Source organism: Pseudomonas sp. KCJK9058 (genome assembly GCF_046230975.1).
GTDB lineage: Bacteria > Pseudomonadota > Gammaproteobacteria > Pseudomonadales > Pseudomonadaceae > Aquipseudomonas > Aquipseudomonas alloputida.
In genome coordinates this window covers 83108-107937 of the sequence record NZ_JBJJLR010000012.1, presented here as the reverse complement: position 1 = coordinate 107937, position 24830 = coordinate 83108, and the positions used below count along the sequence as shown (strand labels likewise).

Here is a 24830-nt window from a genome sequence, read left to right as displayed (position 1 = left end):
ACCCTTGCGCATTTCTAAATTCTCATATATTAGAATTCTCATAAATGATAATTAGCCTGGCAGGAGCGTGCATGACCCCGACCTACGACACCCTGATCATCGGTGCTGGCATCGCCGGCGCCTCGCTGGGCTACCGCCTGGCCGGTCAGCAGCGCGTGCTGCTGGTCGAGCGTGAATCGCAGCCTGGCTACCATTCCACCGGGCGTTCGGCGGCCATGTTCATGGAGGCTTACGGCACCCCACAGATCCAGGCACTGACCCGCGCCAGCCGAGCCTTCTACGAAGCGCCACCGCAGGGCTTCTGCGAGCACCCGCTGCTGGAGCCGCGAGGCTGTCTGTATGTGGCCAGCCTGGAGCAACGAGAACTGCTTGAGCAAACTTACGCGCAGAACCTGGCCAATGGCACAGAGGTCAGCCTGCTGGACCGGGACGCGGCCTTGGCACTGATACCCAGCCTGCGTGGCGAAACCCTGGCCGGCGCGGTGCTTGAGCCAGGTGCGATGGACCTTGATGTACATGCCTTGCACCAAGGCTTCTTGCGGGGTTATCGCACTGCCGGCGGTGAACTGCGCTGCAACGCCGAGCTGATCCAGGCCTGCTACCTGGACGGCGTGTGGCAGGTGGAGTTGGCTGATGGCAGCCGTTTGCAGGCCCGATGTCTGGTCAATGCTGCAGGTGCCTGGGCGGACCGTGTGGCCGAGCAGTGCGGGGTGGCGCGCATCGGCTTGCAACCGTGCCGCCGTAGCGCGTTCACCTTCCCCGGCCCGGCAGAACAAAACTTTGCCCGCTGGCCTGCAGTGATTGGCGTCGATGAAAGCTTCTACTTCAAGCCTGATGCCGGCCAACTGTTGGGGTCTCCGGCCAATGCCGACCCGGTTGAGCCACAGGATGCCGCGCCCGAGGAGTTCGACGTGGCCTTGGGTATTTACAACATTGAAGCCATGACCACCTTGGCGATCCGCCGCCCTAGCCACACCTGGGCCGGGCTGCGTTCATTCGTTGCCGACGGCGACCTGGTGATCGGTTTCGATGCGCATGCACCCGCGTTTTTCTGGCTGGCGGCCCAAGGCGGCTATGGCATCCAGTCGGCAGCGGGCGCCTCGCGCCTGGCCGCCGACTTGCTGATGGGCCAGCCCTTGTGTCCCGACCTTGTCAGCCAGGGCGTGGCGCCCGAGCGCCTGTCCCCGGCCCGTTTCCAGCAACCCTGAAAGGAGCATCCCATGAGCAATGACATTCAGCGTTTCCCCAGCAGCTTGCCGTTCCCGTTTTCCCGCGCCGTAAAGGCCGGTGGCTTTCTGTTCCTCTCCGGGCAGGTGCCGATGAGCGCTGGCGGCGAAGTGGTGCGCGGTGATATCCAGACCCAGACCCGTGCTGCCTGCGAGCGCATTGCCGAAAGCCTGGAGGCCTGTGGCGCGCGTCTCGACCAGGTGGTGAAGGCCACGGTCTGGCTGTCGGACATGCGCCATTTCGCCGGCTTCAACGAGGTGTACAAGGGGTTCTTCGGCGCGGCGCTACCGGTGCGTTCCACCGTGGCTTCGGCGTTGGCCCTGGGCGTGGATGTGGAGATCGAAGTGCAGGCGTTCGTCGGCGACGCCTGACAGGGCAAAGAGCCCGTGTAGAGGCGGCCTTGTGTCGCGATGGGCTGCAAGGCCGCCCCTACAAACGGTATGCGACGGCGACGACAAAACAACAATAAATCCAGAGGTTCACATGCAAGAGCAGCTGAAGATTGCCGGCGCATTTGTCGGCGTGATCGTGGGGGCGGGGTTCGCTTCAGGGCGCGAACTGTTGTTGTTCTTTGTCGATTTCGGCGTGTGGGGGTTGGCTGGCGCGTTGGTCAGCGCCGCCTTGTTCACCTTCCTCGGCATGGCGTTGGCGGGGCTGGGCAATCGCCAGCAGGCCACCTCGCACAAGGATGTGATCCTGGCCATCTGCGGCCGTCACCTGGGCATGTTCGTCGACTGGTTGATCACCTTTTTCATGTTCGCCGTCACCGTGGTCATGCTGGCCGGTGGTGGTGCCTTGCTGGAGCAGCAGTTCGGCATCCCGGCCCTGACCGGCAGCGTGCTGGTGACGCTGGTGGTAGTCGGTATCGTGTGCCTGGACGTGCGCAAGATGATACTTGCAATTGGCGCCATCACCCCCTTGCTGATCCTGGTGGCTTCGGCAATAGCGCTGTATGCCGTGATCACCCGCGAGCAGAGCTTTGCTGCGCTCGATCAGGTGGCCAGCCAGCAACAGGCCGGCACCCGCCATTGGCTGCTGGGGGCGTTCTTGTATGTGTCGTATAACATCGTCGCGGGTGCGCCGATCCTGGCCATTCTGGGCGGTTCGGCCAAGGGCGAGAAAGCCGCGGTGTGGGGAGGCCTGCTCGGTGGTGCAGCGCTAGGCGGCCTGATGCTGGTGATGAGTGCCGGGCTGCTGTCGCGCCTGGACAGTGTGGCCGACCAGCCGATGCCCATGCTGTCGATTGCCAACGAAGTGTCACCACTGCTGGGGCTGGTGATGTGCCTGATCATCTTCGGCATGATCGTCAACACCGCGGTGGGCACGCTGTTTTCCTTCCTCTCGCGGCTGTTACCGGCGGGCACGACGAAGTTCCGCTGGGGCTCGGTGGTGACCGGGGTGGTGGCGTTCGGCTGCAGCCTGGTGGGGTTCATCAGCCTGGTGGGTGAGGTGTACCCGTTCTTCGGTTACCTGGGCTTTGTGCTGATGACGGCGGTATTGCTGGCCTGGGTACGGCGGGGCAGGGCTGCGAAGGCGGTGGCTGCATAAGGGGCTGGTACAGGCGACAACAGGCATAGGTCGTTGCCGCCTGAACCCGGCGTTTAAATCCTGAAGCTGCCCACCAACTGCTTCAAACGCCCAGCCTGCTGGGCCAGCTGGTCGCAATGGCGCAGGGTCTCGTTGAGGTTCTCCACCCCTTGCTGGTTCAGGGCGTTGATCTGGGTGATGTCCAGGTTGAGGCTCTCGACCACGGCAGTCTGTTCTTCGGTCGCTGTCGCCACCGACTGGTTCATGCCATCGATTTCGCCAATGCGCTGGGTCACGCTGGCCAGGCGTTCGCCGGCCTGGTTGGCCACCTGCACGGTCTGCTCGCTGGAAACCTGGCTGGTGTTCATGGTGTGCACCGCTTCGCGCGAGCCCACCTGCAGGCTGGTGATCATGCGGTGGATTTCTTCCGCCGACTCCTGGGTACGGTGCGCCAGGTTGCGCACCTCGTCGGCCACCACGGCAAAGCCACGGCCGGCTTCACCGGCACGGGCCGCTTCGATGGCGGCGTTCAGTGCCAGCAGGTTGGTCTGCTGAGAAATGCCCTTGATCACGTCGAGGATCTTGCCGATTTCGTCGGTGCTGGCGTTGAGCGTTTCGATCTGCGCGCACGACTCGCTGATCCGTTGCGACAGGGCAGTCATGGCGCTGATGGCTTCTTCAACCACTTCACGGCCACCGTGCGCCTGTTCGCTGGCACCGCTGGCATGTTGCGAAGCATCTGCGGCGTTGCGGGCGATTTCCTGGGTGGCGGCGCCCAGTTCGTTGATGGCCGCAGCGACGCTGTTGGTGCGCATGCTCTGTTCTTCAGAACCGCTGATCGACGCATTGGACGCACTGACCACTTTTTCCGAAAGATCATGCACCAGGCGGGTGGCCGAGGACACTTCGCTGATCGAGGCATGGATACGCTCGACAAAGCGGTTGAACGAGGTAGCCAGTTCGCCGAACTCGTCCTTGTTCTGCACGGCCAGGCGGCGGGTAAGGTCACCTTCACCCTCGGCGATGTCGCGCATGGCGCGGCCCATGGTGGTCAGCGGGCTCATCAGCACCGGAATCAGCAGGCCGAGCAGGCCGGCGATGGCGGCCACGGCAATCAGCATGGCAATGATCGCCGAGGTGCGGAACTGGCTGAGCGCGGCATAGGCCTTGTCCCTGTCGATCGACAGCCCGATGTACCACTGCGCCGAAGGCAGGCCGGCCACCGGGGCGAACGAGATGATGCGGTCCTGGCCGTTGAGGGTGACATCCTGCATGCCGGCGGCAACCCGCAGGTTGCTGCCTGGGTAGATGTCCTTGAGGTTTTTCATCACCTGGTCTTTGTTCGGGCTGACGATCACCTGGCCATTGGCGTCGGCCAGGAAGGCGTGACCGATGCCGCCGAAGTCGACCGAGTTGATGATCTCGACGAGGGTGTCGAGGGTAACGTCACCGCCGACCACACCGATCAGTTCGCCATTGCGCTTGCTCTTCACCGGCGTGGCGATGGTCACCATCAGGCCACCGACTGCCCCCTGGTACGGGGCGGTCAGCACGGTCTGCCCGGCGTTGGCGGCGGCGCCATACCAAGGGCGCTGGCGCGGGTCGTAACCGGCGGGCATCTGGGCGTCCGGGCGCTGGGTGAATTCGCCGTTGGCCTGGCCCAGGTAGGTGAACAGGAAATTACGCGTGTAGGACGGCTGCTCGATCAGCCCTGCCAAGGTGTCGCCGGCGCCTTGCTGGCCGATGTCCTGGGCCAGGTTCTCCAGCACCAGAATGCGCCCGCTCATCCAGTTCTGCACACTGCTGGCGGTCAGTGCACCGGACTGCTGCACCGAGGCTTCGATATTCTGGCGGATGGTATTGCGTTGCAGGTAGTCGTTGTAGAGCGTGAACAGGGCAAATGCCAGGACCACGACGCCGCAGGCGCTGAGCAGGATCTTGTGGCGAAATTTCAGGTTCATGTTTCGAGACCTTGAGCCAATGAGGGGAGGGCGCAGCGCGCTCATGACGCGATGCGGGGCCTGTCGACCGAGATATCGGCTCGAGGGGTAAAAGATTGAAGTGCTTAGAGAAATTTCTTACAGGCGTTTCGACGGACGGCAGTCACGGGTCAGCCAACTGCTCGATCAGCAGGCGTGCGGCTTGCTGCAGCGGCTGTTGTTTGCGCCACAGGATATGCACGGGCAGTTGCAACGCGTTGTGTGTATTGCGGAACTCCAGGCGCACCAGACGCCCGCTGGCCAGCAGCGGCGCGACCCGCGACAACGGCAGATCACCCCAGCCCAAGCCAGCTTCAACCATCTGCAGCGCCAGGTCGAAGCTGTCGGTGGACCAGTGTGTGGCGCCGATCAGCGGGCGAGGGTCAGCCAGAGGCAGATCGCGGCTGCGTACCAGAATCTGACGCACCTGGGTCAGGTCCTCGAGGTAGTGGATACGCCCCTCACGCAAGGCCGGGTGGGCCGGCGACAGGGTGGCTACCAGCGACTCCATGCCGATGTGCTGGAAGCCGCGACGGGCATCGACCTGCAGGCCGGCAAAGGCTATGCAGAGGTCGGCACGACCGCTGTCCAGCAAGTGCAGGGCTTCTTCCTGCGGGGCGCTGAGCAGGGCAATGTCCAGCAAGGGGTGGCGCTCACCGAGGTTGGCGATGGCCGCCAGCAGCGGGCGGTGATCGATGTCGGGTACCACCGCCAGGGTCAGGCTGCTCTCCAGCCCTTGGGACAACTCCAGGGCATGAACCTGCAGCAGTCCCAGTTGTTCGGCAATCAGCCTGGCGTGTGGCTCCAGGGCCAAGGCCTGTGCGGTTGGCCGAACTTCACGCGGGCCACGTTCGAACAGGCTGTAGCCAAGTTCTGCTTCAAGGTTGCCAATGGCCATGCTCACGGCTGAAGGCACGCGCTTGAGGGCACGTGCAGCGGAAGAAAACGAACCGTGGTCGAGCACGGCCAGAAACAGCTGGATGTTGTCGCTGGAAAAGTTCATGACAGGCCTCCTGTCAATTGATCTGACAGCTGCTGACTTTTGCTGTCAAGTGCGTTGAAGCATGATCGCCCCCGTCGCTTTTTGTCTTTGGAGGTAACCTGGGTGCAGGGATTGAAACGCAAGCTGGTCTACGTGACTTTCTATGAACTGATCGGGCTGTGCATGTCGACCCTCGGGCTGGCCTACCTGTCAGATACGCAGGCGTCGCATACCGGGCCGCTGGCGGTGATGATCACCACCATCGCCATGCTCTGGAACCTGATCTACAACACCCTGTTCGAGTACTGGGAGAGCCGCCAGGCCAAGCGTGGGCGCAGCGTGGCGCGGCGGGTGGTGCATGCCATCGGCTTCCAGTTGACCCTGGTGGTTTACTTGATTCCGCTGATTGCCTGGTGGCTGGACATGACATTGCTGGAGGCGCTGCTGGTGGATATGGCGTTCATCATCCTGGTGCCGTGCTACACCTTTGCCTACAACTGGGCGTTTGATCGTGTGTTTGGCTTGCCAAGCGCTGCCCTGGCCACAGCTTGATACAGCCTTGCGCTGCGAAGGAGCCGGCACAGGCCGCCTCTAAGGTGGCAGGCGAATGATCAAAGGCGCCTGCTGCTGCTGCTCGACCTGCTGCTCCACCGGCCGCGGCGCACTGGCCAGCAAGCTGTCCTCAACCTGCCCCGACAGGTAATAGACCCCCGCCATGGCCCCGCTCTGGCGGTTCTCCATCAACTCCTGCCATTCCTGGTTCAACGCCACGTTCAGGATCACCCGCAGCTGTTCGACCATCTGCGGGTGATCACGGTCATGGGTCATCATCCCGTAACCGGCTGCAGCAATCGAAATCATCGCCCCTGCCACCTTGCCCACTGCCGATGCCACGGCACTGGCGATACCGCGCGGTGCCAGGGTGGCGCCAAGCTTTTCGCTGGCCTGGGTGGCCACCGAGTTGAGCCCGACATCGGTCCTGCCAGGGCCTTTGCTGGCCTGCTGATGCAAGTGCTGGCGCATGGCTTGCCAGGCCGGTTGCTGGTCCAGTGACTTGGCCCGCAGCAGCTGATACAGGCTGGCATTGCGCGCATCCGGTGGCCCCAGGGCGATGGCGGGGATACGGTTGAGACGCTGGCTGAACTGCTCGGGCGGCGCGTTGTAACGGCTGATGATGGCCGGCAGTTGCTGGCCGAGCAGTTGCAGGTACAGTTCGCAGGCGCGGTCGCGGATGCCCTCGGGGTTGATCTGCTCGGCTACCGGCTCGATCACCCGCGCGTGATACTGCTCCTGCAGGTACAGGGCCAGGCGTTTTTCTGCCGGTTCCCGACCCTCGCCACTGTCGAGCTTGTACCAGGCCACCTTGAGGGTCAGCCACTGCTGGGTCCAGTAACCCGTGAACCAGGGGATGAAGTCGCTTTCGGTGCGTTGCTGCACCTGCTCCTTCCACACCCGCATGGAGCGCCGGGCATAGTCGTTGGCCGAGCCGGCGGCACCGGCCGAGGCTTCTATCAGTTCCTGGTCGATGCGTTGCCAGGCCGCGGGAGTGAGTATTGTGGGTGGCGGCGGGGCAGGGGGGCGCTTGCTGGTACAACCGCCGAGGGCCAGCAGAAGGCAGAGCAACAGGAGGACTCGAGAACTCACGCGACCGCCTCCCTGGTAGAGGCTGGGGTGGTTCTCGAAGTATAGGGTGGGGTTATTGGGGCTGCTGTGCAGCCCATCGCCCGCATCCGCTCTGATGCAGGTGGTTGCGTGAGCGCGGCCTGCGTGGGAGCGATCGCGTCCGTTTGGTCGGGTTATTCCAGGTCGAGCTTTTCTTCCAGACGGTCAAGGTGCCTGTGCATCAACCCCAGCGCCGCTTCGGCATCACCTTGCTCCACGGCATCGATGATTGCCGCATGCTCTTCCCACGCGCAGTGATCGCAGCACGGCGTTTCGTAGCGAGCGATGATCAGCGAGGTCATCGGCACCAGCCCATTGAGAAATCGCGCCAGTGGTGCATTGGCCGCCACCTGCGCCAGTTTCAGGTGGAACTCGCCGCCCAGGCGGATCGCTGCGCAGCGTTCGCCACGCTCATGGTGCTGGCGCTCGCGCTCCACCAGTTGCCGTAGCTGGCGTACCTGCGCCGGCCGGGCGCGTTGCGCGGCCAGGGTGATCAGCGTGGTTTCCGCCAGGCGACGGGCACTGAGCACCTGACGTGCCTGGTCTGGGTCGGGTGCAGCCAGATGTGCGGTGTGGCTGGGGCGCTGTACCACCACCTGCTGGTCGGACAGGCGCCCCAGCACGCGGCGGATCACCGTGCGGCTGACACCAAAGGCATGGCCCAGCGCCTGTTCGGGCAACAGACTGCCCGGCGGCAGGCGCTGTTCGAGAATGGCGTCGAACAGCCGCGGATAAATCTGCTCGGCCGACAGGCGGGTTTCGCCGGCCGCGAGCAGGGCAGGCAAGTGGGGGGCGGCGTTCATGGGCACTCTCCTGAGGTCATGGATGTGGATGTTCGTCCGGGATATTCAGCGCGATGCCCATGCGCAGCCCTTCGGCCACGATGTGCTGACGCATCTGGGCACTGGCCTGGGCGCTGCTGCGTTCGCGAATGGCGCGCACCACCGCTTCGTTTTCCTTCAGCCGCGCGGCCAGGTGCTCTGGCGAGTTGCGCAGCATGTCGGCGCTTTGCTTCAGGGCATTGCCGGTCTGCTGCACCACGCTCTGGAAAATCGGGTTGGTGGTCAGGGCGAACAGCGCCTCATGGAAGGCAATGTAGGCTTTGACCCCGGCCTCGCTGTCATCGGCCTCCAGCGCTTCGCGCATGTCCATCAGGGTCAGGCGCAACTGGCCGATGTCCTGGCTGTTGGCCGACTGCGCCACCAGGCCGACGATGAACGGTTCGAGTGTGTAGCGCAGTTCCAGCACGTCGGCCAGGCTGGCCGCTGCGCTGGTTTCCACGCCCGACGCCTGGGCATCGGCATCCAGCACCAATACGCCCTTGCCGGGTAACGAGCGCACCAGGCCCAGTGTTTCCAGCACGGTTACCGCTTCGCGTAGGCTGGGGCGGCTGATGCCCAGTTGTTCGGCCAGTTCGCGCTGACCTGGCAGCATGTCGCCGGTGCGCCATTGGCCGCGGGCCAGGGCCTGGCGGAGTTTTTCCACCACTGAGTTGACGACGGTTGATGAGCTGATCACGTTTCGCTCCTGGAAGGGCCGGCATCAATGCCGGCCACGTTCGCTCAGAATTCCTGTTGATGGGCGTTGGGTTGCTTGCGTGGCGTGGGGGCAAAGCCAGGCTTGCCGTCGAGCACGTTCTGCGCACGCTCCAGGTCAATGTCCTTCTCCCAACGGGCAATGGCCACGGTGGCCACGCAGTTGCCGATCAGGTTGGTCAACGCCCGGCCGATACCCATGAACCAGTCCACCGCCAGCACCAGTACCAGGCCTACCACAGGGATCGCCGGTACCGCAGTCAGGGTGGCGGCAAGAATCACCAGTGCCGAGCCTGGGATGCCGTGAGCCCCCTTGGAAGTCACCAACGACACCAGCAGGATGGTCAGCAGGTCGGTCATTTCCAGTGGCGTGCCGGTGGCGTTGGCGATGAACACGATCGCCAGGGTGAGGTAGATGGAAAAACCATCGAGGTTGAACGAGTAGCCGGTAGGGATCACCAGGCCGACCGTCGAACTGCCGATGCCCAGGTGCTCAAGCTTGCGCATGATCTGTGGCAGCACGGCGTCGGAAGAGGCGGTGCCCAGGACGATGGTCAGCTCTTCACGCAGGTACTTGATCAACGGCAGCAGTTTCAGGCCCGACAGGCGCATGACGGTGCCCAGCACGATCAGCACGAAGCCGGCACAGGTCAGGTAGAACAGCGCCACCAGCCCGCCCAGGTGCTGCAGCGACGCCAGGCCGTACTTGCTGGTGGTGAAGGCAATGGCGCCGAACACGCCGATCGGCGCCAGGCGCACGATCATGCCCATGATGCGGAAGATCACATGGCTCAGTTCGTTGATCAGTCGCGAAATGCCGGCGGCCGAGTCACCCACCAGGTTCAGCGCGCTGCCGAACAGCACCGAGAACAGCAGCACCTGAAGAATGTTGTTGTCGGCGAAGGCACCGATCACCGAGGTGGGGATCAGGTCCATGAAGAACGCCGTGGCGCCATGGATGTGCTGGCCGCGCTCGGCCAAGCCGTTGGCATCGGCGGCGGACAGTTGATCCAGGTGAATATTGGCACCGCTGCCAATGCCACTGGTGAAGGCGAACACCAGGCCGATCACCAGCGCCAGGGTCGTCAGCACTTCGAAGTAGATCACCGACTTCAGGCCGATGCGGCCGACCTTTTTCAGGTCGCCCGCACCCGAAATGCCGCTGACCACCACGCAGAACACGATCAGGCCGATGAGCATCTTGATCAGCTTGATGAAGCCGTCGCCGAGGGGTTTGAGTTGCAGGGAGAGGTCGGGGAAGCTCAGACCGCAGGCGATGCCGAGGGCAAGGCCGAGTACGACTTGCAGGAAAATCGAACGCGAGCACCATTTGAGCATGGGAGGAGTCTCTGATCGGTGTCCTTGCTTCGGTAGCCGCACGGGGCGAAAGAGCGCAGGACTTAATTATTGTGGTCTTACCGGTTTGTTCAGCGCGAGGCCATAAAAGCGCGAAAAATACCTGATTGCAAGGTTTTTTGGCCTTACCGGTCTGACCAGTTGTGGGGCAATCCAGCCTGCCATGCTCTAGTTCGGTGCGTGCCGTAAAAGGGGGCGCTTGAAATAGCTCAGGGCTTGGCCAGTGCCTGATCCACCGCTGCAATCAGCTTGCCAAGATCTTTGGGTGGGGCGTTGTGGATGACACCGAACAGGTAGGCGCGCTGCTCCTCTTCGTCGTCCGGTTCAGCGAAGAAGTCCTTGGGCTTGACGCCCAGCACCTGGGCAAACGCCATGATTGCATCGATGCTGGGGGTGTAGGTGCTGGTTTCGAAACGGCTGATGGTCTTGGGGTCGAAGCCGGTTCGTTCAGCCAGTTGTGCCTGGGTCAGGCCCGCCAGCTTGCGGTAGCGGCGCAGGGCGATACCCAAAGCTGATCTCGTCATCGCTTAATTCCCATTTAGAATCAAGAACTTAACGATATCTATCAATGTGGCGCAACGCCATGATCGATCACCTTTGTTTTATTTATGTGATGAATTTCGTAGAATTCTTGGCTTGACCGGTCAGTCATCGTCACCTTCCTTGTACCGTTCGGCCTCGTGCCGTAACGGCAGGAAGCGCTTTTGCCCATTGGAACGGATCCTCATGAATCGGTTCCGATGGCCGTCGATGTACTGGGTACCGGCTTGTCATCGAATGGAGTCTCATCGTGCGCCTCAACCTGCCGGTAACCCCGGTCGAGCAACGTTTCCCCCCCGATCAGCGGCTGATTTCTGCTACCGATACCGCCAGCCTGATCACCTACTGCAACCCTGAGTTTGCCGCCATCAGTGGCTACAGCGAGGCCGAACTGATCGGCAGCCCGCACAACCTGGTGCGCCACCCGGACATGCCGCCGGCGGTGTACGAGTTGATGTGGCGCTACCTGAAAGCCGGCAAGAGCTGGATGGGTATCGTCAAGAACCGCTGCCGTAACGGCGACTACTACTGGGTCAATGCCTACGTCACGCCCATCCTCGAAGGTGGGCGGGTAGTGGGTTACGAGTCGGTGCGCGTATGCCCCACGCGCGAGCAAGTAGCCCGTGCCGAAGCCCTCTATGCGCGGCTGCGCAACGGTCAGGCGGCATTGTCGGCGCCGCGCCGTCTGAGCTTGCTGACGCAGGCCCTGGCCTTGCCACTGGCCGGTGGGCTGCTGGCGGTGGGTGCCAGTCAGTTGTGGCCTGGCCTGGTGGGGCAGGGGCTGACCGTGGGGCTGTTCGTGGCCTGCGGTCTATGGGCGCGCAATGCCCTCGGGCGGCAGCTGCAGCAGATTGTGCAGGGTGCCGAAGGTGCCTTCGCCGACCCGGTTGCAGCCTTGACCTACAGCGACCTGTCGGGTGCTGCCGGGCAGTTGCAACTGATGCTGATCAGCGAAGAGGCACGCCTGAAAACCGCATTGACGCGGCTAAGCGATCTGGCGGGGCAAATGGCCGTGGCCGCTCGCGATGCCGGGCAGTTGTCGCGCAGCACCGAGGCGGCATTGCTGGAGCAGCGTGCCGAAACCGACCTGAGCGCCACTGCAATGAACCAGATGGCCGCCTCCATTGGCGAAGTCGCCAACCACGTGCAGTTGACCGCCGCCGAGGCACACACGGCGCACCTGCTGGCCGAGCAAGGTAGCCAGGTGGCCGATGCCAGCGGCACGGCCATTCGTAACCTGGCCAGCACTGTGACGCAGATCAACCAGGCGGTCAGCCACCTGGCGGGTCAGACCGGCGCCATCGCCGAGGCAGCCGGGATGATCCGCGGCATTGCCGAGCAAACCAACCTGCTGGCCCTCAACGCCGCCATCGAGGCTGCCCGTGCGGGCGAGCAGGGCCGGGGCTTTGCCGTGGTCGCCGACGAGGTCCGGGCATTGGCCGACAAGACCCGCCAGTCCACCCTGCACATCCAGGCCATCATCGATGCCCTGCGCAGTGGCGCCGAGGAAGCCGTGGCGATCGCCAGCCGAGGCATCGACGGTGCCGAGCAAGGCGTTGCCCAGGTGCAGGAAGCCCGACAGGCGCTGCATGGCATTCGTGACGCGGTACAGCGCATCAGCGACATGAGCCAGCAGATGGCCACCGCCTCGCAGCAGCAGTCGGCGGTGGCAGAAGATGTTTCGCGGCAGATCAACGGCGTAGCCGGTATTGCCCAGCACAGCGCCCACAGCGCCAACGCCGCCGCCTCGCGCGGTACCGAACTGGAACATGTGTGCGCCGGATTGCGCGCCCTGGTGGAGCGCTTCAACCGCTAAGGCAGGATGCTTTATGGATGATAACTATCGCGCGGCCGTGGACGCGGCCGCAATCTTTTCGGAAACCGACCTGCGTGGGAACATCACCTACGTCAATCAGCAGTTCTGCAGCATCTCGGGCTACAGCCGTGAAGAACTGTTGGGGGCCAACCACCGCATCCTCAATTCCGGGCTGCATGAACCGTCGTTCTTTGTCGGCATGTGGCGGGCTTTGGTCGCCGGGCGGGTGTGGAAGGGCGAAATCTGCAACCGGTCCAAGGACGGTTCGTTGTACTGGGTCGACAGCACCATGGTGCCACTGGTCGATCCGCTGACAGGCCAGGTGCGCAAGTATGTGTCGATCCGCTTTGACGTCACGGAGAAGCGCCAGCTGCTGCATACCTTGCAGTGGCGGGTGGGTCACGATGTGCTCACCGGCCTGCCCAACCGCGCCTACCTGTCCGACCTGCTGAACCAGGCCCTGGCCTACTCGCGCCGCGAAGGCATCTCGCTGGCGGTGTGCATGCTCGACCTGGATGGTTTCAAGGCGGTCAACGACGGCTACGGGCATGCCGTGGGTGACCTGCTGCTGGTGGAAGTGGCGCAGCGCCTGAAGAGTATCCTGCGTGGTGGGGATGCCGTGGCGCGGCTGTCGGGCGACGAATTCGTGCTGATCCTGCGCGATGTTGATGATGAACACCAGCTGCATGCAGCCCTGCAGCGGGTGTTGCGTGCCTTGGCGGCGCCCTGTGTGGTGCGTGAACATACGCTGTCGCTCAGCGCCAGTATCGGCGTGACCCTGTACCCGCAGGATGACGAAGATGCCGACACGCTGGTGCGCCACGCCGACCAGGCCATGTATGTGGCCAAGCAGCGCGGGCGCAACCGTTACCATCTGTTCGACGTGTCGCAGGAACAGGAGCTCAAGGCCACCCACCAGACCGTGGCGCGCGTGCGCCGGGCGCTGCGCAACGGTGAGCTGTGTCTTTACTACCAGCCCAAGGTCAACCTGCGCAGTGGCAAGGTACTGGGCTTCGAGGCCTTATTGCGCTGGCAGCGGCCAGGCCGTGGTGTGGTGCCGCCTGGCGATTTCCTGCCATGGGTAGAGCAGACCGACCTGATCGTCGAAATCGGCGAGTGGGTGATCGGGCAGGCGTTGAGCCAGTTGCAGGACTGGCAGCGCCAAGGGCAGCCCTGGTCGCTGAGCGTGAATATTGCCGCGCGGCATTTGCAGCGCAATGACTTTGCCGAGCGCCTGCAGCAGTTGCTGGCAGCGTACCCGGCGGTGGACCCGGCGCTGCTGGACCTGGAAATCGTCGAGTCGGTGGCCATCGACAACCTGCAGCATGTCAGCCGCTGCCTGGATGCCTGCCGTGCGCTGGGTGTGCGTTTCTCGCTGGACGATTTCGGCACCGGTTATTCGTCCTTGAGCTACCTGAAACGCTTGCCGACCCAGACGATCAAGATCGACCAGTCGTTCGTGCGTGACATCCTTCATGACCAGGACGACCTGGCGCTGACGGAGGCGGTGATCGGCCTGGCGCGGGCGTTTGGCCGCGAGGTGATTGCCGAGGGGCTGGAGAGTGTCGAGCACGGTCGGGTACTGATGGGCCTGGGCTGCGAGCTGGCGCAGGGTTACTGCATCGCCCGGCCGATGCCCGCCAGTGACGTGCAAGCCTGGGCACAGGCCTACCGGCAGCCAGTGCAGTGGCGTGACCCTTGAAGGCCATTAGCGGGCCGTGGTCTTGAGCTGCACGGGGGCGCCACCTGCTGTCGATCAGGGGTGGCTTCGAAAACCTGCTGTGCGGCGCGCTTCAGGGCCAATCGATTCATCGCTCACGCAACCGCTTGTACAGTGTGGTGCGGCTGATACCCAGTCGGCGGGCTACCGCCGACAGGTTGCCATTGGCTTGCTCGACCAGGCTCTGCAGGTCCGTCTCTTCAGTCGCTATCGGCACCGGTGTTTTCGACTCGGCCAGAAAACCCGCTGGAAGGTGCTCGACGCCGACCGGTCCGTTGGCCGCCAGGGCCAACGCGACCTGTAGCACACTCACCAGTTCGCGCAGGTTGCCCGGCCAGGGGTGTTGATCGAACAGGTCGATTATGGCCGGGGGCAGCCGCGCAGGTTGCCCGGGCTCGCGGTAGCGGGCATGCACCTGCTCAATCAGCTGGCGCCGGTCAGCGCGTTCGCGCAGGGGAGGCAGCACCAGTGTCAGGCCGGCGATGCGGTAGTACAGGTCCTGGCGAAAGCGCCCGGCGCGCACTTCTTCGGCCAGGTTGCGATTGCTCGCCGACACCACGCGGATATCCACCGGCACCGGTTCGCCACTGCCCAGCGGCTGGATGCTGCGCGACTGCAGTACGCGCAGCAGGCGGGCCTGGGTGGGCAGTGGCATGTCGCCAATCTCATCCAGAAACAGGATGCCGTGGTCGGCCTTGCGGACCAGCCCCGGGTTGCCCTTGTGGTGGGCGCCGGTGAACGCGCCTTTGTCATAGCCGAACAGTTCCGACTCCACCAGTTCGGCCGGGATCGCCGCACAGTTTACGGCGACCAGCGGCTGCCTGGCGCGGCTGCTGGCCCGGTGCAGGGTGTCGACGAACACTTCTTTGCCTACGCCTGTTTCGCCCTCCACCAACACAGGTATGTCCTTCTCCAATAGCAGGCCGGCTTGTTTCAAGGCTTTTTCCAGGCGCGGCTCGGCGTTGCCGGCTTCGGGGCGTCGAATGGTTTCGCGTGGGGGGTGCCACTGGCAGTGAAAGCGGTTGCGCCCGGTGGCCTGCAGAGCGAAGGGCTTCTGTCGGGGATGGCTGAGCAGCTGTTGCAGGGGTAACTGGAACAGTTGCTCGATGTTTTGCTGCAGCGGGTTTACGCCGAGCAGGCTATCGGCCCGGTGATTGGCAGCCAACACCTGCCCGCGTTCATCGAACACCAGCAGGCCGGCCCAAGGGCTGTCGAGGTTGTCGGAGGCGCTGTTGAAGATCAGTTGCGCATGCTGGTCAGCATGTTCGGCGAGGATCAGGCGGTTTTCCAGGCTCTGGCCCATCATGCGCACCAGCCCAAGCGTCTGGCTGGCCGGCAGGTAGCCGTCGCTGGCTACGTCGAGCACCCCGACCAGCTGCCGTGCGGCGTCGAACAGGGGGGCGGCGGCGCTGGACATGTAGCGGTTCTGGCGCAGGAAGTGTTCGTCCTGGCCGACGTGAATCGCTTCGGCGCAAATCAATGTGGTGCCCAGGGCATTGGTGCCGACGCCACGTTCGTGCCAATGGGCGCCGGCGCTGAAACCATGGTGCTGGTGCGGTTCGATGAAACGCCGCGAGCCCCAGCTGTCGAGCAGGCAGCCGCTGGCATCGGCCAGCATCACCAGGTAGCTGGCGTTAGCCAAGAGGTGCGCATAGTGCGGTAGCACTTCCTCGCGGGTCAGGCGTAGCAGGTTTTGGCGCCGCTCCAGCAGGGCGCTGAGCTCGGCGCGGGACAGGCAGTCAAAGTCCGGCGCATGCTGCGGCTGCAGGCCGTGGTCGCGGCAGCGGTCCCAGGAAGCCTGGATCAGGCGGGTGTGGGTCGAAGCGGATGCGGCCATGGGCCTGTCCTGTGTGATTGTTGTCATGGGTCGACCGCCGTTCAGTGTTGTCCACGGCTGTTCATTGTCAAACTGGCCAGTGTCCAGTTGTGCAGTGATTGTGTTCACGTGCGCGCCCGCTATTTGCCAGCGCTGCCACCCAGGCCCCGGGCCAGAGCACCGGGGAAGGACTGGCACGGAACTGGCTGTAGCCGGCAGACAACAATCACAAAAAGGCCACGCCATGTCCCTGGTGCTGGAGCAGGTCAGCCGTAGCGTCGACAACCAGCCGTGGATCGTCGAGGCGTCACTGCGTTTCGAGCCCGGTTCGTTCAATGTGCTGCTGGGTCGCACCCTGGCCGGCAAGACCAGCCTGATGCGCCTGATGGCCGGGCTGGACCGTCCGGACCGGGGGCGGGTGCTGATGGATGGCCAGGACGTCACCGGTGTGCCGGTGCGTCAGCGCAATGTGTCGATGGTGTATCAGCAATTCATCAATTACCCGACCTTGAGCGTGTACGAAAACATCGCCTCGCCGCTGCGCCAGGCGCGCATGGCCGAGGACCAGATCCGACGGCGGGTGCAGGAAACTGCCGAGATGCTGCGCATCGAAACCTACCTGCAACGCCTGCCACTGGAGCTCTCCGGTGGCCAGCAGCAACGCACGGCGATGGCCAGGGCACTGGTCAAGGATGCCTCGTTGATCCTCTTCGACGAGCCATTGGTCAACCTCGACTACAAGTTGCGCGAAGGCCTGCGCCAGGAGCTGCGCGAGCTGTTCGCGGCGCGCCATTGCATTGCTGTGTACGCCACCACCGAGCCCAACGAGGCGCTGGCACTGGGCGGCACCACCACGCTTGTGCACGAAGGCCGTATCGTGCAGAGCGGGCCCACCGCCGAGGTCTATCAGCGCCCCAGCAGCGTGCTGGCTGCCGAGCTGTTTTCCGAGCCGCCGATCAACCTGGTGTCTGGCCGTATCACGGGTAACGAGGTGAGCCTGGCCCAGACCGTGCACTTTGCCCGCAATGCCGACCTGGAGCCGCTGGCCGAAGGTGACTACCGCTTCGGCGTGCGCCCCAGCCATATCGCGCTGGTGCCGGCCCATGACGATGACCTGGAGCTGGCGGTGCTGGTGGAGTTGGCCGAGATCAGTGGGTCAGAAACATTTCTGCATGTGCGCAACGAATACTGGCGCATGGTGCTGCACCTTCCCGGGGTGCACGAATACCAGGTGGACACGCCGATACGCGTGTTCATCCCCACGCACAAGCTGTTCGTTTTCGACAGCGCCGGGGTGTTGGTGCAGGCCCCGGGGCTGCGCCAGGCGAGGAGAGGGTGATGGCCGAAATCCGCCTGCGCCAGCTGGCGCACAGTTACAGCCGCCAGCCCGCCAGCGAGGCAGACTATGCCCTGCACGCACTCGAACATGTGTGGGAACAGGGCGGTGCCTATGCGTTGCTCGGGCCGTCGGGCTGCGGCAAGTCGACCTTGCTCAATCTCATTTCCGGGCTGCTGACGCCGTCTCATGGCGAGGTGCTGTTCGACGGCAAGCCGGTCAACCAGCTGTCCCCGCAGGCGCGAAATATCGCCCAGGTGTTCCAGTTCCCGGTGGTGTACGACACCATGACGGTGTTCGACAACCTGGCCTTCCCCTTGCGCAACCAGGGGCTCGATGAAGCCCGGGTGCGTGCCCGGGTGGAAGAAATTGCCGAAGTGCTCGAGCTGACTGCCGTGTTGCGCAAGAAAGCACGCAACCTCACCGCCGATGAAAAGCAGAAAGTCTCCATGGGGCGTGGCCTGGTGCGCGATGACGTGTCGGCGATCCTGTTCGACGAGCCGCTGACGGTGATCGACCCGCATCTGAAGTGGAAGCTGCGGCGCAAGCTGAAGCAGATCCATGAGCAGTTCAACATCACCATGATCTACGTCACCCACGACCAGTTGGAGGCCTCCACCTTCGCCGACAAGATCGCGGTGATGCACGGCGGACGCATCGTCCAGTTCGGCACGCCGCGCGAGCTGTTCGAGCGACCGCGGCATACGTTCGTCGGTTATTTCATCGGTAGCCCGGGCATGAACTTGATTGACGTGCGTGCCGAGGCGGGCGCGGTGGTGTTCGGCGATGTCCAGTTGGTACTGCCCGATGGCGTGTGCGAGCGCCTGGCTGCATTGGCGGGCGGGCGGCTGCAGCTGGGCATTCGCCCGGAGTTCGTGCAGCTGTGGGACAGCCCGTTCGAGGGTGCCTACCCGGCACGGGTGCTGGACGTCGAAGACCTGGGTACCTATCGCATCGTCACCCTCGAACTGGGCGGTGTCGCGCTCAAGGCGAGGCTGGGCGAGGACCGCCCGTTGCCTGTGGACAAGGCCTGGGTCAGCCTGCCGGCGCAGTGGCTGATGCTGTATGTCGACGATGTGCTGCTGGAGGCCGGGCCATGAACAACAAGGTGCCGAACAACAAGGCCTGGTGGCTGGTGCTGCCGGTGTTCCTGCTGGTCGCGTTCAGCGCGGTGGTGCCGATGATGACGGTGGTCAACTACTCGGTGCAGGACATCTTCGACCAGTCCAGCCGCTACTTCGTCGGTGCCGACTGGTACCGCCAGGTACTGCGCGACCCGGCGCTGCACGATGCATTGCTGCGCCAGTTCATTTACTCGGCCTGCGTCCTGCTGATCGAAATTCCGTTGGGTATAGGCATCGCCCTGGCCATGCCAACCAAAGGCCGTATGGCCTCGGTGTGCCTGATCGTCATGGCTATCCCGTTGCTGATCCCGTGGAACGTGGTCGGCACTATCTGGCAGATTTTCGGCCGTGCCGACATCGGCCTGCTCGGCGCTTCCCTGGCCAAGCTCGGGGTCAGCTACAACTACGCCGGTGACCCGTTCGACGCCTGGCTCACCGTGCTGGTGATGGATGTGTGGCACTGGACTTCGTTGGTGGCTTTGCTGTGCTATTCGGGGCTGCGTGCGATCCCCGACGTGTACTACCAGGCCGCGCGCATCGATCGGGCCTCGGGCTGGGCGGTGTTTCGCCATATCCAGCTGCCCAAGCTCAAGAACGTGCTGGTGATCGCGTTGATGCTGCGCTTCATGGACAGTTTCATGATCTACACCGAGCCGTTCGTGCTGACCGGCGGCGGGCCAGGCAATGCGACCACGTTCCTCAGCCAGACCCTCACGCGTATGGCCGTAGGGCAGTTCGACCTGGGGCCGGCGGCAGCGTTTTCACTGGTGTACTTCCTGATCATCCTGCTGGTGTCGTGGCTGTTCTACACAGCCATGACCCATGCCGACAAGGACTAGGCCATGAGCACACGCAAATCAATGGCCCTGCTGCTGTACTTCTTCTTCCTGCTGGTGCCGATCTACTGGTTGCTGAACATGTCGTTCAAGAGCAACGCCGAGATCCTTGGCGGCCTGACCCTGTGGCCGCAGGCGTTCACGCTCGACAACTACCGAGTGATCTTCACCGACGCCAGCTGGTACAGCGGCTACATCAACTCGCTGTACTACGTGTGCCTGAACACGCTGATTTCACTGCTCGTGGCGTTGCCCGCGGCCTATGCGTTCTCGCGCTACCGCTTTCTCGGCGACCGCCACCTGTTCTTCTGGCTGCTGACCAACCGCATGGCGCCACCGGCGGTGTTCCTGCTGCCGTTCTTCCAGTTGTACTCGTCGATCGGGCTGTTCGATACCCACATTGCCGTGGCGCTGGCCCATTGCCTGTTCAACGTACCGCTGGCGGTGTGGATCCTGGAGGGTTTCATGTCGGGCGTGCCAAGGGAAATCGACGAAACCGCCTACATCGACGGCTACAGTTTTCCGCGCTTCTTCGTGAAGATCTTCATACCGCTGATTGGCTCCGGCATCGGCGTCACGGCGTTTTTCTGTTTCATGTTCTCCTGGGTCGAACTGCTGCTGGCGCGCACCCTGACCTCGGTGAATGCCAAGCCGATTGCCGCGGTGATGACCCGCACGGTGTCGGCATCGGGCATCGACTGGGGTGTGCTGGCGGCGGCGGGGGTGCTGACCATCTTGCCGGGCATGCTGGTGATCTGGTTCGTGCGCAATCATGTGGCCAAGGGCTTCGCCCTGGGCCGGGTATGAGGAGGGCAACGCATGGAGTGGATGGCCTGGACCCTGCCGACAGCGCTGTTCTTCGCCGCTGTGGGCCTGTTGCTGCTGGGCATGACCCTGCTTGAACTGCGTCGCCCCTGCGTAGAACGACGGGGCTTTTTGCCGCTGGTCACCAGCCGTGGTGACCGTTTGTTCATCGGCCTGCTGGCCAGCGCCTACCTGCACCTGCTGGTGGTCGGTGTCAGCGACTGGCCATTGTGGGTGGCCTCGCTGCTGTCGCTGGCGTGGCTGGCGGTGGTGTTGCGCTGGGGCTGAGCGAGCGGCCCTGTGGGATAACTGAAACGGGAGATCACAATGTTCGACAACAAACACAACAGGCGACATTTGACCCTGGCCGCGTTGCTGGTACTGGCCAGCGTGCAAGGCACAGCCTGGGCCGACCAGTACGAAGAGGCGGCAAAGAAATGGATCGGCAGCGAGTTCAAGCCTTCGACCCTTACCCCCGAACAGCAGTTGGCCGAATTGCAGTGGTTCATCAAGGCAGCCGAGCCGTTTCGCGGGATGAAGATCAACGTTGTGTCGGAAACCATCACCACCCATGAATACGAGTCCAAGGTGCTGGCCAAGGCTTTCAGTGAGATCACCGGCATCCAGTTGACCCACGACCTGCTGCAGGAAGGCGATGTGGTGGAAAAACTGCAGACGCAGATGCAGTCGGACAAGAACATTTATGACGGCTGGGTCAACGACTCCGACCTGATCGGTACGCACTTTCGCTACGGCAAAGTGGAATCGATCACCGACCTGATGGCCAACGAGGGCAAAGCCTACACCTCGCCGACCCTCGACCTGAAGGACTTCATCGGTATTTCCTTCACCACCGCGCCCGATGGCAAGGTCTACCAACTGCCCGACCAGCAGTTCGCCAACCTGTACTGGTTCCGCGCCGACTGGTTCGAACGGCCTGAGTTGAAGGCCAGGTTCAAAGAGAAGTACGGCTATGAACTGGGAGTGCCAGTGAACTGGTCGGCGTACGAGGACATTGCCAAGTTCTTCACCGAAGACGTCAAGGAGATCGACGGCAAGCGTGTCTACGGGCACATGGACTACGGAAAGAAAGACCCGTCACTGGGCTGGCGCTTCACCGATGCCTGGTTCTCGATGGCCGGCGGCGGCGACAAAGGCCTGCCCAATGGTTTGCCGGTCGATGAATGGGGCATTCGCGTGGAGGACTGCCATCCGGTGGGTTCCAGTGTGACCCGCGGCGGCGATACCAATGGGCCGGCCGCCGTCTATGCCACGCAGAAGTACGTGGACTGGATGCGTGCCTACGCGCCCAAGGAAGCGCAGGGCATGACATTCTCCGAAGCCGGCCCTGTGCCGGCGCAAGGCAACATTGCCCAGCAGATATTCTGGTACACCGCGTTCACCGCCGACATGACGAAGCCCGGCTTGCCGGTTGTGAATGCCGACGGCACGCCGAAGTGGCGCATGGCGCCTTCACCGAAGGGGCCATACTGGGAAGAGGGTATGAAACTCGGCTACCAGGACACCGGCTCGTGGACCTTCTTCAAGTCCACCCCCGAGAAGCAACGCTTGGCGGCGTGGCTGTACGCCCAGTTCGTCACCTCAAAGACCGTATCGCTGAAAAAGACCATCGTCGGCCTGACGCCGATTCGTGAGTCGGACATCAACTCCCAGGCCATGACCGAGTTGGCGCCCAAGCTCGGTGGGCTGGTGGAGTTCTATCGCAGCCCTGCGCGGGTGCAGTGGACGCCGACCGGCACCAACGTGCCGGACTACCCGCGGTTGGCGCAATTGTGGTGGAGCCATATCGCCGAAGTCGCCAGTGGCGAAAAGACCCCGCAGGAAGCCCTGGATGGGCTGGCCCGCGACCAGGACCGCATGATGGAGCGCCTGCAACGCTCCAATGCCCAGGCGACGTGTGCACCCAAGCTGAATCCGGAGAAGGACGCCCAGTACTGGTTCGACCAGCCGGGTGCGCCGAAAGCCAAGCTGGCCAACGAAAAGCCCATGGGCGAGACCGTCAGCTACAACGAACTGCTGAAGTCTTGGGCGGCGGCCAGGAAGTGATCGGCTGAACACCGTGGTGGCTTCCCCGCCCCCTGGGGGCGGACAACCGCTTGCAAGAGCAGGCTCGTCCGCGAAGAGGTCATTTGTCACGGGCAAAAAAAACGGCACCTGAAAAAGGTGCCGTTTTCGCATTACGCGGTATTACTTGTGCAGCTCTTCTGCCGCGTACAGCGTGTTCTCCAGCAGGCACGCCCGGGTCATCGGCCCGACGCCGCCCGGCACCGGTGTGATCCAGCCGGCGCGGGGCAGGGCAGTCTCGTAGACCACGTCGCCGACCAGCTTGCCGTCTTCCTGGCGGTTGATGCCCACGTCGATGACGATGGCGCCTTCCTTGACCCACTCACCCTTGACCAGGCCCGGCTTGCCGGCAGCCACGACCACCAGGTCGGCACGCCCGACATGGCCGGCCAGGTCCTTGGTGAAGCGATGGCAGACGGTCACGGTGCAGCCGGCCAGCAGCAGTTCCATGGCCATCGGGCGGCCAACGATGTTGGACGCGCCGACGATCACCGCGTTCATGCCGTACAGGTCCTGGCCGGTGCTTTCCAGCAGGGTCATGATGCCTTTCGGTGTGCACGGGCGCAGCAGTGGAATACGCTGGGCCAGGCGGCCGATGTTGTACGGATGGAAGCCGTCCACATCCTTGTCCGGGCGAATGCGCTCGAGCAGCAACGAGGCGTCCAGGTGTGCCGGCAGCGGCAGTTGCAACAGGATGCCGTCGACGGCCGGGTCGTCATTGAGACGGTCGATCAGCTCGGTCAGGGCTTGTTGCGTGGTCTCGCTGGGCAGGTCGAAAGCCTGCGAAATGAAGCCGACCTCTTCGCAGTCCTTGCGCTTGTGCGAGACATAGACTTGGGAGGCGGGGTCGGTGCCGACCAGGATCACTGCCAGGCCCGGCGTACGCAGGCCTTGCTGGCGACGCTCCACGACACGTTGAGCGATCTGCTGGCGCAGGCTGGCGGCGATAGCCTTGCCATCGATTAGGTGTGCAGTCATAGACGCGTGATTAACCATCGAGAAGGAACAATAAAGAACGTGCATTCTCGCACGACATGGGCCAAGGGCAAAGGCGGGTGGTCGGGCAAATCCCCTAACCCCTTAAATAATTTAAATTTTTTCGAAAAAGGTGTTGACGACTTTCGGGGTCGACTATAAGATTCGCCGCACTTGTCGGGCACAGCCTAGCACTGGTTGGCTAAGTCGGGCAGAATGAGTGGTTTAACAGTTCCTTGTTAGCGTCTCGTTCGGTTAGGCTTCAAGCTTAAGCGCCCGTAGCTCAGCTGGATAGAGCATCCGCCTTCTAAGCGGATGGTCGCAGGTTCGAGTCCTGCCGGGTGCGCCATTAGGCAGCTTTGGCAAGCAAGTAGGTTGTAATGCAATATGGTGGGCGTAGCTCAGTTGGTAGAGCGCTGGATTGTGATTCCAGTTGTCGTGGGTTCGATTCCCATCGTCCACCCCATATTTTTCAAGGGCGCCTCGATAGCATCTGGCGCCTTTGTTTTAAGCGTTACGCGGACGTGGTGAAATTGGTAGACACACTGGATTTAGGTTCCAGCGGCGCAAGCTGTAAGAGTTCGAGTCTCTTCGTCCGCACCATGCTTCTGTAAGGTTGTACCGCAAGACCGCAATATGGTGGGCGTAGCTCAGTTGGTAGAGCGCTGGATTGTGATTCCAGTTGTCGTGGGTTCGATTCCCATCGTCCACCCCATATTCCTGAAAGGCGCCTTGATCGTGAGATCGGGCGCCTTTTTGTTTTGGGGCTGTGGTGTGCACGCCTTCAGTGTTCTGGTGTCTTTGTTTGAGGTCGAGCGTCGCCCGCGCGGCTCCTGGTGTTCCTCCTCGATATCGTGCCGGGCAAACAAGGTGGTCGTGCTCGCCGGCGCTGAAAATGCCGTGGTGAGCCACCTCTCGGCCAAATCAAACCCCGCCCCTTGTAATCCTCTGGTGGCACCCCAATAAAAGCTGTTAGATTTCAGCCGGTTGAAACACCGGCCCGTTTGGCCGGCAAAGGACATCACGATGATTGCAAAAGAAGCCCGTCAGGCCCTGGCGCTGCAGCGCTTTGCCGACGCCAATCCGCAGATGCTCGAGGAGATCCGCGAGCTGGATGCGCGCGAACAGGCCCAGCAGATCGAGTGGGCGTTCGAGGATGCCGCCGAGGAGCAGGGCATTGAGCCCTGGGAGCTGGCGCTGCAATTGATTGCTGAGTCCCCGGAGCAGTTGCAGGCCATGCGCCTGGAAACGCACCGTGAAGTGGCCGAGGCGCTGGGGCTGGAATGGGAGGAATACTGCCAGTTCAACGACATTGATCCTCAATAAAGGAGGCGAATGCGTTGCGGGTAGTTGTTTGACAAAGTATTTCGGCTGCAGGCCGCCCTCCGGCGCCGTGCAGCCCCTGTTGGAAGCAGGCCTGGCGCTGTGCCGTGCGGGCCTTGAAAGTTAATCGACCGGCGTTGTTTTCAGTCGTCCCGTGTGGGGTGACTTCTGCTGCGTGACTCACTAG

The 24830-nt window shown here is 63.0% G+C and carries 21 protein-coding genes, 4 tRNA genes and 3 pseudogenes; 18 read left to right on the top strand and 10 right to left on the bottom strand.

All coding sequences use genetic code 11. From position 1 onward, the window contains the following. Positions 1-71: 71 nt before the first annotated feature. From ACK59Z_RS09790 to ACK59Z_RS09780, 3 genes are all read left to right on the top strand, one after another. Complete coding sequence (locus ACK59Z_RS09790; RefSeq protein ID WP_003250196.1) at positions 72-1208, top strand: FAD-binding oxidoreductase; 1137 nt, start codon at positions 72-74, stop codon at positions 1206-1208. Positions 1209-1220: 12 nt separating this feature from the next. Continuing rightward, entirely contained in the window at positions 1221-1598 is a 378-nt protein-coding gene (locus ACK59Z_RS09785) for a RidA family protein (RefSeq protein WP_108191180.1), read from the top strand. Positions 1599-1710: 112 nt separating this feature from the next. Beyond that, positions 1711-2775, top strand: a complete 1065-nt coding sequence (locus ACK59Z_RS09780; RefSeq protein ID WP_012053083.1) for a membrane protein — start codon at positions 1711-1713, stop codon at positions 2773-2775. 53 nt (positions 2776-2828) lie between these two features. Here ACK59Z_RS09780 and mcpA (ACK59Z_RS09775) read toward each other — a convergent pair. From mcpA (ACK59Z_RS09775) to ACK59Z_RS09765, 3 genes and pseudogenes are all read right to left on the bottom strand, one after another. After that, positions 2829-3425 (bottom strand): annotated as a pseudogene (gene mcpA, locus ACK59Z_RS09775) (methyl-accepting chemotaxis protein McpA); the annotation flags it as partial. Positions 3426-3683: 258 nt separating this feature from the next. Next, positions 3684-4715: pseudogene (gene mcpA, locus ACK59Z_RS09770) on the bottom strand (methyl-accepting chemotaxis protein McpA); the annotation flags it as partial. Between the two features lie 142 nt (positions 4716-4857). After that, positions 4858-5736, bottom strand: coding sequence for a LysR family transcriptional regulator (locus ACK59Z_RS09765; protein ID WP_108191179.1), 879 nt, complete (start codon positions 5734-5736; stop codon positions 4858-4860). 102 nt (positions 5737-5838) lie between these two features. On the opposite strand from ACK59Z_RS09765, the gene ACK59Z_RS09760 reads away from it, so the two are divergent. Continuing rightward, on the top strand, positions 5839-6267 hold the full coding sequence (locus ACK59Z_RS09760) for a PACE efflux transporter (RefSeq protein ID WP_003250207.1): 429 nt from the start codon (positions 5839-5841) through the stop codon (positions 6265-6267). Positions 6268-6306: 39 nt separating this feature from the next. Here the strand turns inward: ACK59Z_RS09760 and ACK59Z_RS09755 are convergent, their stop codons facing one another. From ACK59Z_RS09755 to ACK59Z_RS09735, 5 genes are all read right to left on the bottom strand, one after another. Further along, entirely contained in the window at positions 6307-7359 is a 1053-nt protein-coding gene (locus ACK59Z_RS09755) for a hypothetical protein (RefSeq protein ID WP_033726807.1), read from the bottom strand. 152 nt (positions 7360-7511) lie between these two features. After that, positions 7512-8180 (bottom strand): GntR family transcriptional regulator, encoded by a 669-nt coding sequence (locus ACK59Z_RS09750; RefSeq protein ID WP_003250210.1) that lies wholly within the window; start codon positions 8178-8180, stop codon positions 7512-7514. A gap of 16 nt (positions 8181-8196) precedes the next feature. Further along, the gene (locus ACK59Z_RS09745) at positions 8197-8895 is read right to left on the bottom strand and encodes a FadR/GntR family transcriptional regulator (RefSeq protein WP_003250211.1); all 699 of its coding nucleotides are present in this window, start codon (positions 8893-8895) and stop codon (positions 8197-8199) included. Positions 8896-8939: 44 nt separating this feature from the next. Further along, a complete protein-coding gene (locus ACK59Z_RS09740; protein ID WP_012053078.1) occupies positions 8940-10250 on the bottom strand; it encodes a C4-dicarboxylate transporter DctA in 1311 nt (436 codons plus the stop codon). Positions 10251-10477: 227 nt separating this feature from the next. Then, positions 10478-10792 (bottom strand): helix-turn-helix domain-containing protein, encoded by a 315-nt coding sequence (locus tag ACK59Z_RS09735; protein WP_003250216.1) that lies wholly within the window; start codon positions 10790-10792, stop codon positions 10478-10480. Between the two features lie 266 nt (positions 10793-11058). On the opposite strand from ACK59Z_RS09735, the pseudogene ACK59Z_RS09730 reads away from it, so the two are divergent. From ACK59Z_RS09730 to ACK59Z_RS09720, 3 genes and pseudogenes are all read left to right on the top strand, one after another. Next, positions 11059-11388: pseudogene (locus ACK59Z_RS09730) on the top strand (PAS domain-containing protein); the annotation flags it as partial. A 360-nt stretch (positions 11389-11748) separates the two neighbouring features. Beyond that, positions 11749-12624, top strand: coding sequence for a methyl-accepting chemotaxis protein (locus tag ACK59Z_RS09725; protein WP_370588368.1), 876 nt, complete (start codon positions 11749-11751; stop codon positions 12622-12624). Between the two features lie 13 nt (positions 12625-12637). Beyond that, a complete protein-coding gene (locus tag ACK59Z_RS09720) occupies positions 12638-14326 on the top strand; it encodes a bifunctional diguanylate cyclase/phosphodiesterase (protein WP_108191177.1) in 1689 nt (562 codons plus the stop codon). A 106-nt stretch (positions 14327-14432) separates the two neighbouring features. On the opposite strand, the gene ACK59Z_RS09715 is transcribed toward ACK59Z_RS09720, so the two are convergent. Continuing rightward, the gene (locus ACK59Z_RS09715; RefSeq protein WP_108191176.1) at positions 14433-16181 is read right to left on the bottom strand and encodes a sigma-54-dependent Fis family transcriptional regulator; all 1749 of its coding nucleotides are present in this window, start codon (positions 16179-16181) and stop codon (positions 14433-14435) included. 223 nt (positions 16182-16404) lie between these two features. On the opposite strand from ACK59Z_RS09715, the gene ACK59Z_RS09710 reads away from it, so the two are divergent. Genes ACK59Z_RS09710 through ACK59Z_RS09685 form a run of 6 tightly spaced genes read left to right on the top strand, consistent with a single transcriptional unit; the run spans position 16405 to position 22327 of the window. Further along, positions 16405-17499: an ABC transporter ATP-binding protein gene (locus tag ACK59Z_RS09710; protein ID WP_003250223.1), complete on the top strand. Its 1095-nt coding sequence runs from the start codon at positions 16405-16407 to the stop codon at positions 17497-17499. Beyond that, entirely contained in the window at positions 17499-18596 is a 1098-nt protein-coding gene (locus tag ACK59Z_RS09705; protein ID WP_108191175.1) for an ABC transporter ATP-binding protein, read from the top strand. The genes ACK59Z_RS09710 and ACK59Z_RS09705 overlap by 1 nt, the downstream gene beginning before the upstream one ends. Beyond that, the gene (locus tag ACK59Z_RS09700; protein ID WP_003250226.1) at positions 18593-19459 is read left to right on the top strand and encodes a carbohydrate ABC transporter permease; all 867 of its coding nucleotides are present in this window, start codon (positions 18593-18595) and stop codon (positions 19457-19459) included. Before ACK59Z_RS09705 ends, ACK59Z_RS09700 begins: the two co-directional genes overlap by 4 nt. Positions 19460-19462: 3 nt before the next feature. Further along, entirely contained in the window at positions 19463-20263 is an 801-nt protein-coding gene (locus ACK59Z_RS09695) for a carbohydrate ABC transporter permease (protein ID WP_003250228.1), read from the top strand. 12 nt (positions 20264-20275) lie between these two features. After that, positions 20276-20548 carry a DUF2160 domain-containing protein gene (locus ACK59Z_RS09690; RefSeq protein ID WP_003250230.1) on the top strand — a complete coding sequence of 91 codons (273 nt, stop codon included), beginning with the start codon at positions 20276-20278 and terminating at the stop codon, positions 20546-20548. A gap of 39 nt (positions 20549-20587) precedes the next feature. Then, a complete protein-coding gene (locus ACK59Z_RS09685; RefSeq protein WP_108191173.1) occupies positions 20588-22327 on the top strand; it encodes an ABC transporter substrate-binding protein in 1740 nt (579 codons plus the stop codon). 141 nt (positions 22328-22468) lie between these two features. Here ACK59Z_RS09685 and folD read toward each other — a convergent pair whose 3' ends face one another. Next, on the bottom strand, positions 22469-23323 hold the full coding sequence (folD, locus tag ACK59Z_RS09680) for a bifunctional methylenetetrahydrofolate dehydrogenase/methenyltetrahydrofolate cyclohydrolase FolD (RefSeq protein WP_003250234.1): 855 nt from the start codon (positions 23321-23323) through the stop codon (positions 22469-22471). A 269-nt stretch (positions 23324-23592) separates the two neighbouring features. On the opposite strand from folD, the gene ACK59Z_RS09675 reads away from it, so the two are divergent. From ACK59Z_RS09675 to ACK59Z_RS09655, 5 genes are all read left to right on the top strand, one after another. After that, positions 23593-23669: transfer RNA gene (locus tag ACK59Z_RS09675), tRNA-Arg, on the top strand. Positions 23670-23710: 41 nt separating this feature from the next. Further along, a tRNA-His gene (locus tag ACK59Z_RS09670) sits at positions 23711-23786 on the top strand. A gap of 52 nt (positions 23787-23838) precedes the next feature. After that, positions 23839-23923: transfer RNA gene (locus tag ACK59Z_RS09665), tRNA-Leu, on the top strand. Between the two features lie 36 nt (positions 23924-23959). After that, positions 23960-24035 (top strand) — tRNA-His (locus ACK59Z_RS09660). A gap of 311 nt (positions 24036-24346) precedes the next feature. Further along, the gene (locus ACK59Z_RS09655) at positions 24347-24646 is read left to right on the top strand and encodes a DUF6388 family protein (RefSeq protein WP_108191172.1); all 300 of its coding nucleotides are present in this window, start codon (positions 24347-24349) and stop codon (positions 24644-24646) included. Positions 24647-24830 lie beyond the last annotated feature (184 nt).

Coding starts and splice junctions, on each gene's coding strand:
- ACK59Z_RS09790 (WP_003250196.1), top strand. CDS start 72: ATGACCCCGACCTACGACACCCTGATCATCGGTGCTGGCATCGCCGGC.
- ACK59Z_RS09695 (WP_003250228.1), top strand. CDS start 19,463: ATGAGCACACGCAAATCAATGGCCCTGCTGCTGTACTTCTTCTTCCTG.
- ACK59Z_RS09685 (WP_108191173.1), top strand. CDS start 20,588: ATGTTCGACAACAAACACAACAGGCGACATTTGACCCTGGCCGCGTTG.
- ACK59Z_RS09690 (WP_003250230.1), top strand. CDS start 20,276: ATGGAGTGGATGGCCTGGACCCTGCCGACAGCGCTGTTCTTCGCCGCT.
- ACK59Z_RS09780 (WP_012053083.1), top strand. CDS start 1,711: ATGCAAGAGCAGCTGAAGATTGCCGGCGCATTTGTCGGCGTGATCGTG.
- ACK59Z_RS09725 (WP_370588368.1), top strand. CDS start 11,749: ATGCTGATCAGCGAAGAGGCACGCCTGAAAACCGCATTGACGCGGCTA.
- ACK59Z_RS09655 (WP_108191172.1), top strand. CDS start 24,347: ATGATTGCAAAAGAAGCCCGTCAGGCCCTGGCGCTGCAGCGCTTTGCC.
- folD (WP_003250234.1), bottom strand. CDS start 23,323: ATGACTGCACACCTAATCGATGGCAAGGCTATCGCCGCCAGCCTGCGC.
- ACK59Z_RS09740 (WP_012053078.1), bottom strand. CDS start 10,250: ATGCTCAAATGGTGCTCGCGTTCGATTTTCCTGCAAGTCGTACTCGGC.
- ACK59Z_RS09750 (WP_003250210.1), bottom strand. CDS start 8,180: ATGAACGCCGCCCCCCACTTGCCTGCCCTGCTCGCGGCCGGCGAAACC.
- ACK59Z_RS09710 (WP_003250223.1), top strand. CDS start 16,405: ATGTCCCTGGTGCTGGAGCAGGTCAGCCGTAGCGTCGACAACCAGCCG.
- ACK59Z_RS09705 (WP_108191175.1), top strand. CDS start 17,499: ATGGCCGAAATCCGCCTGCGCCAGCTGGCGCACAGTTACAGCCGCCAG.
- ACK59Z_RS09720 (WP_108191177.1), top strand. CDS start 12,638: ATGGATGATAACTATCGCGCGGCCGTGGACGCGGCCGCAATCTTTTCG.
- ACK59Z_RS09735 (WP_003250216.1), bottom strand. CDS start 10,792: ATGACGAGATCAGCTTTGGGTATCGCCCTGCGCCGCTACCGCAAGCTG.
- ACK59Z_RS09785 (WP_108191180.1), top strand. CDS start 1,221: ATGAGCAATGACATTCAGCGTTTCCCCAGCAGCTTGCCGTTCCCGTTT.
- ACK59Z_RS09715 (WP_108191176.1), bottom strand. CDS start 16,181: ATGGCCGCATCCGCTTCGACCCACACCCGCCTGATCCAGGCTTCCTGG.
- ACK59Z_RS09700 (WP_003250226.1), top strand. CDS start 18,593: ATGAACAACAAGGTGCCGAACAACAAGGCCTGGTGGCTGGTGCTGCCG.
- ACK59Z_RS09765 (WP_108191179.1), bottom strand. CDS start 5,736: ATGAACTTTTCCAGCGACAACATCCAGCTGTTTCTGGCCGTGCTCGAC.